The sequence below is a fragment of the Uliginosibacterium flavum genome (assembly GCF_040566545.1).
GTDB classification, from domain to species: domain Bacteria; phylum Pseudomonadota; class Gammaproteobacteria; order Burkholderiales; family Rhodocyclaceae; genus Uliginosibacterium; species Uliginosibacterium flavum.
Genome location: NZ_JBEWZI010000021.1, coordinates 62,695 through 69,600, shown reverse-complemented (window position 1 = coordinate 69,600; position 6,906 = coordinate 62,695). Strand labels below are relative to the sequence as shown.

Sequence of the window (6,906 nt, the reverse complement as noted above, 5' to 3'; positions counted from 1 at the left end):
GCTCAGTGGTTTTTCGACAACTCCACTTTGGCACTTCGATGCCGTTGCAGGTAGGGGCGTCCATGTCATTACCCTACCCGGCTGCGACGAGACCTTAAGCTTGGTTTACCGCAAAACATCTCTCCCGCTTGAATCGAAAATCATCTTTTCGGGCAAGGGTACTTTGCAGCCAAAGCCTCTGTGATGTGTTTGGCTGTAAGAGCGCTTTCCGGAGTAATCCCTTTTGACTTGCTGTGCGCACCAATAACCTGGATAACTTCGAGCAAAGAAACACTTCTTGTACACATGGCAGTCCCTTCGCCCACCTCACGAACGGCGGCAATATAGCCGGCGCGATAGCCGTAGCTGAACTCTTTTTCACGCCCACCTGCGTCATCGTGCGCAAACGAACTTGAAGCGCTGCCAAACAGCATCAAGGAGAAAAGCGCGTTCAGTGGTAGCAAAGATTTCATGCGTGCTATCGCGCCTTCGGACTCAGCGAACCCCGGTTGTAATCCTTGTCCCCCGGCATGATCGTACGGCCCACGCCGAACAGGCCGCCCTGTGCGTCGACCGGGCGGGTTTTGTTCTCGGGGTAAGCCTCGGCCGCCTTCTTGGCGACTTCGGCCTTCTTCGCGTCGACGAATTCCCAGCGCCCGTTCGGAAACAGGCGCACCTTGTCGCCGCTGGCGGTGGTGGCTTCGACCGGCGTGCGGTCGAGTTCCGGGGCGGACTGGCTTTGCGCCTGCGCGACGGCGCTGAGGCCGCAGCACAGAAGCATCATCAGGGCGCGATGCAGGCTCACAGCTTGCCCGCCACCCAGATCGCCACACCGGCCAGCGCGCCCGGCAGGTTTGCCGGATCGGTACCGCCGGCCTGGGCCATATCCGGGCGGCCGCCGCCCTTGCCGCCGACTTGCTGGGCGACCATGTTGACCAGTTCGCCCGCCTTGACCTTGCTGGTCAGGTTGGCGGTGACGCCGGCGATCAGTGTGACTTTGCCATCGGCGACCGAGGCCAGCACCACGGCAGCGGTGCCGAGTTTGTCGCGCAACTTGTCGACCGCTTCGCGCAGCGCGGCTACATCGGCGCCTTCGAGCGTGGCGGCAAGCACCTTGACGCCATTCACCTCAACCGCCTGGTCCAGCAGCGCATCGCCCTGATTGCTGGCGAGCTTGCTCTTGAGCGCGGCGACTTCCTTTTCCAGGGCGCGCACGCCGTCGAGCACGCTGCTGAGCTTGTGGCCCAATTCGCTGCTCGGCACTTTCAGGGTGCTGGCCAGTTCGCCCAATTGCGCATCGCGCTGCAAGACGTAATTCATGGCGTTTTCGCCGGTCACTGCTTCGACACGACGCACACCAGCGGCCACGCCGCTTTCGGCGACGATCTTGAAGAAGCCAATATCACCGCTGCGGCTGACGTGGGTGCCGCCGCACAACTCGCGGCTGGAGCCGATGTCGACCACGCGCACGGTTTCGCCGTATTTCTCGCCGAAGAGCATCATCGCGCCGGTCTTCTGCGCGTCTTCAATCGCCATCTCGCGTGCCTGTGCGGCGGCGTTCTGGAGGATTTCGCGATTGACGATCTGCTCGACCTTGAGCAGCTCGGCATCCGTCACAGGGGAATTCTGGGCGAAGTCGAAACGGGTCTTGCTGGCATCAACCTGCGAGCCCTTCTGCTGCACGTGGGCGCCGAGCACTTCGCGCAAAGCCTTGTGCATCAGGTGAGTGGCAGAGTGATTGCGCACCACCGCTGCGCGGCGCAGGCCATCGACGCGCGCATCGATGGTGTCGCCGATGCGGATCTCGCCTTCCATGACGCGGCCATGATGACCGAACACGTCGGCCTGAATCTTGATCGTGTCTTCCACCACGAAGCGCGCGGTAGCGTTCTGCATCGCGCCAGCATCGCCGCACTGACCGCCGGATTCGGCGTAGAAAGGCGTGTTGTCCAGCACCAGCACAGCGTCATCGCCAGGACGCACGGTGTCGACCGGGCTGCCATCGACGTAGAGACCGGTGACCTTGGCGTCCTCGACCATCAGCTTGTCATAGCCGTGGAAGGTGGTGGCCGCGCCGCTATACACCAGGCCCTGCGCCATCTTGAACTTGCCAGCCGCGCGCGCCTGTTCACGCTGGCGACCCATGGCGGCGTTAAAGCCAGCTTCGTCGACACTCATGCCGCGCTCGCGCAGCACGTCGGCGGTCAGATCCAGCGGGAAACCGTAGGTGTCGTGCAGCTTGAAGGCCAGATCGCCATCGAGCACCAGTGAGCCGCTCTGCTGCATCACGGCCAGCGCGGCTTCGAGGATTTCCATGCCATTGGCAATCGTCAGGAAGAAACGTTCTTCCTCGTGCTTGAGCACTTCGGTGACGCGACGCTGCTGGCTCACCAGCTCTGGATAGGCGCCGCCCATCTCGGCGGCGAGCACATCGACCAGCTTGTAGAAAAAGGGCGTGCGCGCACCGAGCTTGTAGCCGTGACGGATGGCGCGGCGGGCGATGCGACGCAGCACATAGCCACGGCCTTCGTTGCTCGGGATCACGCCATCGGCGACGGTGAAGGCACAGGCGCGGATGTGATCGGCGATGACTTTCAGCGAGGGCGATGCCGGATCGATCTCGGTCGCACCGGCGGCCTTGAGCACGTCTTGCGTGGCGGCCAGCAGGGTGACGAACAGATCGATCTCGTAGTTGGTGCCGACGTTCTGCAGCACGCGCGTGAGGCGCTCCAGACCCATGCCGGTATCGACGCTGGGCTTGGGCAGCAGGTCCATCACGTAGTTGCCGTTCTCGTCGATGCGGCGGTTGTACTGCATGAAAACGTTGTTCCACACTTCGGTGTAACGGTCGCCGTCTTCATCCGGGCTGCCCGGGGGGCCGCCGGCAATGCTCGGGCCGAAGTCGTAGAAGATCTCACTGCAGGGGCCGCAAGGTCCCGTATCGCCCATCATCCAGAAATTGTCGCTGGCATAACGCGCACCCTTGTTGTCGCCGATGCGCACGACGCGCTCCGGCGGCAGGCCGATTTCCTTGGTCCAGATTTCGTAGGCTTCGTCGTCTTCCGCATACACGGTGGCCCACAGCTTGTCCTTGGGCAGCTTGAAGACTTCGGTCAGCAACTCCCAGGCGTACTTGATCGCGTCCTGCTTGAAGTAATCGCCGAAGCTGAAGTTACCCAGCATTTCGAAGAAGGTGTGGTGACGTGCGGTGTAGCCGACGTTCTCCAGATCGTTGTGCTTGCCGCCGGCGCGGATGCACTTCTGCGCCGTGGTCGCCCGCGTGTAGGGGCGCTTGTCGAAGCCGAGGAAGACGTCCTTGAACTGGTTCATCCCGGCGTTGGTAAACAGCAGGGTCGGATCGTCGCCCGGCACGACCGGGCTGGAAGCCACGATCTGGTGGCCCTTGGATTCGAAGTATTTGAGGAAGGTCGAGCGGATTTCAGCGGCGTTCATGGCCATGGCGTAGGCAAAAAGTCGTTAGGAATCAGAGCCCGCGATTCTAACCCGGATCGGCGGGCAAGCCGAAGCCCGGCGCGGGCGGGAAGATGAACCGCTGACGTGTGCAAGGGCAGTGCCTGCTGCGCTCCTGCGCACGACCCGGACACTCAACAACCCCGCCCGAAGAGCCGCCACCCGCTTGCCTCTGCAGCATGCCTACCTGAAGAGGCTCGCCCGATGCGGCTCTTCAGGCAGACCCTAAAAATAACGTCCTCACGCCGCAAACAACTCGGCACACAGCAAAAACGAGCAGCTCAGGCTTGACGAAATCAGCTCAAATAGGAATAATTCGCAAATACGAATGACTTTCATTCGTTTAACTTTCCCAAACAGCGCGAGCGACCTGAGACTCGCCAGAGGTTCCGGCATGTACGCAAGCAGCACTCTCCGACAGCCCGTCTCCGACCGCGCCTTCAGCCTGGTCATCGTGGTGGGCCTGCACCTGGCCGCCGGCACGGCATTGCTGATGCTGGCGCAGCCCGTCATCCAGCAACTGCTGGCCGAGCCGGTGCGGATCGAGTTGATCACCGCGCCCAATCGCGAACAGACCGCACCAGAGCCCCCCAAGCCGATCGAACCGCAGGTTCAGCCCCAGCGCGTTGCGCCCGCCCCCCGCCCGGTGGCCGCTCCGCTGCTGCAGACCGAGGCGCCAATCCAGCCGAATACGCCGGTAATCGAAGCCGCGCCGGCGCCGAAAGAGGCGCCGACGGCCGTGCTCAATGACAGCACCGCTCAAACCCGCGCCGCACCCGGGCCGGCCGTCCCAGCAGCAGCCGAGGCCGTGCAGGCGCCGCGTTTCGATGCGGACTATCTGCACAACCCATCCCCCGCGTACCCGCCCGCCTCACGTTCGCTGGGCGAAGAAGGCCGGGTCCTCCTGCGCGTGCAGGTCAGCGAAGACGGCCGCGCCCTGCAGGTATTGATCGACGCCGGATCAGGCTTTGCGCGCCTGGATCGGGCCGCGCGCGATGCCGTTGCCGCCTGGCGCTTTGTGCCCGCCCGCCAGGGCCAGCAGGCCGTGAGCGGCTGGGTCAAGGTGCCCGTGGTCTTTGAATTGAAACGTTGAACCGAACAAGCCTCCTCCTCCCCCAAAAAAGAGAAACACCATGCAAACACAAACTCTGGGCTTTGCCCACTTCCTGAGTCAGGCTGATGGCCTTGGCAAAACCCTGTTCGTGATCCTGATCCTGATGTCGCTGGCCTCCTGGTACTTCATCATCACCAAGGTCATGAGCAATCTGCGCCTGCGCCGCTCCGCGGGAAAATTCGTCGACCTGTTCTGGAATGCCAGCTCGCTCGACGAGGTGCGCAACGAAATCAACACCCACGGCGCGGCCGAACCTTTCTCGCACCTGACCAGCCACGCGCTGTTCGCCCGCGAGCATCACCAGCGCACCGGCGGCGGCAAACTCGGCGAAGCCGGTGCTCTGGGTGAATTCCTCACCCGCAGCATGCGCAAGGTGATCGATGAAGAAACCGCGCGTCTCGAAAACGGCCTGACCGTGCTCGCCACCGTGGGCGCCACTGCGCCCTTCGTCGGCCTGCTCGGCACGGTGTGGGGCGTGTATGGCGCGCTGGTTGCCATCGGCATGAGCGGCGCCGGCACCCTGGACAAGGTCGCCGGCCCGGTCGGCGAAGCGCTGGTGATGACCGGCCTCGGCCTGGCCGTGGCGATCCCGGCAGTCGTCGCCTACAACAGCTTCACGCGCCACAACCGCCTGACCCTGTCGAGCCTCGACGCCTTTGCCCACGACTTGTTCGCCTACCTCACCACCGGCGTCCAGGTCAGCCAGCAAGCCGGCAAACTGCACAGCCTGCAAGGAGCTGCGTAATGGCTTTCGGCGGTTTTTCCAAGGAGGCCAACACGGCGCCGATGGCTGACATCAACATGGTGCCGCTGATCGACGTGATGCTGGTGCTGCTGGTGATTTTCATCCTCACCGCGCCGCTGCTCACGCATGCCGTCAAGGTCGATCTGCCACGCACCAGCAGCGCCGAAAACAAGGTGCAGGCCGAGCGCATCGAGATCGCCCTGAGCCCGGAATCCGAAGTGTTCTGGAACGGAGAGAAGATCGAGATCAGTGAGCTGGACGCGCGCATGCAAGCCGCCGGCGCGGCAGTGACGGATGCTGCCAGTGCGCCGGAAATCCACCTGCGCGCCGACAAGACCACGCCTTACGACGGCGTCGCCAAGGTGATGGCCGCTGCAGCACGGGCCGGGCTGAGCAAGATCGCGTTTGTGAGTCAGCCGGAATAGCCGCCTGCGGCTGAGTGCTGAGTGCTGAGTGCTGAGTGCTGAGTGCTGAGTGCTGAGTGCTGAGTGCGTAAGCAGCATGTCCCGGAATCCGCGCCGGTCAAGCTTCTTCAGCACACCTACCCGAAGAACCTTGCTGGGTGAGGCTCTGCAAGCATGCCCACTCAGCACTCAATCCTCAGAACTTGGAACTCCGCCGCAGGCAGCTCACTTACAGCAGCTCAATCCCCGCCAGCGTCGCCGCGCACTGGCTGCGCACCAGGCTGACGAAGTCCGTGAGAAAGGCTTTCTCGGCCAGGCTGCGCCGGGTGCAGGCGTGCAGCTCGCTCCACAGACCTTTGGCGCCGATACGTCGGGCCAGCACGTAGTCATGCTCCAGATAGCTGGTCAGGCCCCAATTGGGCAAGGCCGCGATGCCGCGCCGGCTGGCCACCAGCTGCAGGATGGCGATGGTCAGCTCGGCGGTGCGCCGCGGCAGCGTGATGCCGGCAGGCGTGAGCACCTCGCGGATCAGGTCGAGGCGCGCCTCGGGCACCGGGTAGGTGATCAGGGTTTCGCCGGCCAGATCGCTGGCTTGCAAACGTTTTTTGGCGGCCAGGCGATGACCTTGCGGCAAGATCACCAACATCTCGAAACGGAACAACGGCAGCGCGCACAAAGCCTTGCTCGTCGGCGGTTGCGAGCCGATCACCAGATCGGCCTTGCCGGCCTCAAGCAGACTTTGCGGGTCGGCGTGAAAGCCGGCGACCAGATCGACTTCCACCTCCGGCCAGCGTTGGCGAAAACTGTCCATCACCGGCATCAGCCAGTCGAAACAGGTATGGCATTCCAGCGCGATGCGCAGCTCGCCGCGCGTGTCGCCCTGCAGGCGGATCAGGTCGCGCTCGGCCTCCTCGATCAGCGCGCGGCTCTGATGCGCCAGCAGCAACAGGCGCTCGCCAGCCTGGGTCGGACGCAAGCCAGCGCGGCTGCGCTCGAACAGGCTCAGGCCGTAATGCGCCTCCAGCGCGCGCAGCTGATGCGACAGCGCCGACTGCGTCAGATGCACGCGCTCGGCAGCGGTGGTGAGCTTGCCGTGCTCGGCAATCGCAATCAGGGAACGCAGATGGCGGATTTCAATCATGAATTCAATTCATCCTAAGCTGAAAATTCATCGTTTGATTCATTCTACCTGC

General features: G+C 63.3%; 7 protein-coding genes. 3 read left to right on the top strand and 4 right to left on the bottom strand.

From position 1 onward, the window contains the following. Positions 1-140 precede the first annotated feature (140 nt). The 3 genes from ABXR19_RS16390 to alaS are packed head-to-tail and all read right to left on the bottom strand — an operon-like array spanning position 141 to position 3,432. Positions 141-452: a hypothetical protein gene (locus ABXR19_RS16390; protein WP_354602224.1), complete on the bottom strand. Its 312-nt coding sequence runs from the start codon at positions 450-452 to the stop codon at positions 141-143. Positions 453-457: 5 nt separating this feature from the next. Further along, positions 458-784, bottom strand: a complete 327-nt coding sequence (locus tag ABXR19_RS16385) for a hypothetical protein (RefSeq protein WP_354602223.1) — start codon at positions 782-784, stop codon at positions 458-460. After that, positions 781-3,432 carry an alanine--tRNA ligase gene (alaS, locus tag ABXR19_RS16380; RefSeq protein ID WP_354602222.1) on the bottom strand — a complete coding sequence of 884 codons (2,652 nt, stop codon included), beginning with the start codon at positions 3,430-3,432 and terminating at the stop codon, positions 781-783. The genes ABXR19_RS16385 and alaS overlap by 4 nt, the downstream gene beginning before the upstream one ends. Before the next feature lie 412 nt (positions 3,433-3,844). Here alaS and ABXR19_RS16375 point away from each other — a divergent pair, with 412 nt between their 5' ends. From ABXR19_RS16375 to ABXR19_RS16365, 3 genes are read left to right on the top strand one after another with little or no spacing between them, the layout of a single operon-like run. Further along, positions 3,845-4,543, top strand: coding sequence for an energy transducer TonB (locus tag ABXR19_RS16375; RefSeq protein WP_354602221.1), 699 nt, complete (start codon positions 3,845-3,847; stop codon positions 4,541-4,543). A gap of 40 nt (positions 4,544-4,583) precedes the next feature. Further along, positions 4,584-5,309, top strand: coding sequence for a MotA/TolQ/ExbB proton channel family protein (locus ABXR19_RS16370; RefSeq protein ID WP_354602220.1), 726 nt, complete (start codon positions 4,584-4,586; stop codon positions 5,307-5,309). Then, positions 5,309-5,734, top strand: a complete 426-nt coding sequence (locus ABXR19_RS16365; protein WP_354602219.1) for an ExbD/TolR family protein — start codon at positions 5,309-5,311, stop codon at positions 5,732-5,734. The genes ABXR19_RS16370 and ABXR19_RS16365 overlap by 1 nt, the downstream gene beginning before the upstream one ends. A 208-nt stretch (positions 5,735-5,942) precedes the next feature. On the opposite strand, the gene ABXR19_RS16360 is transcribed toward ABXR19_RS16365, so the two are convergent. Next, positions 5,943-6,854, bottom strand: coding sequence for a LysR family transcriptional regulator (locus ABXR19_RS16360; RefSeq protein ID WP_354602218.1), 912 nt, complete (start codon positions 6,852-6,854; stop codon positions 5,943-5,945). Positions 6,855-6,906: the final 52 nt, after the last annotated feature.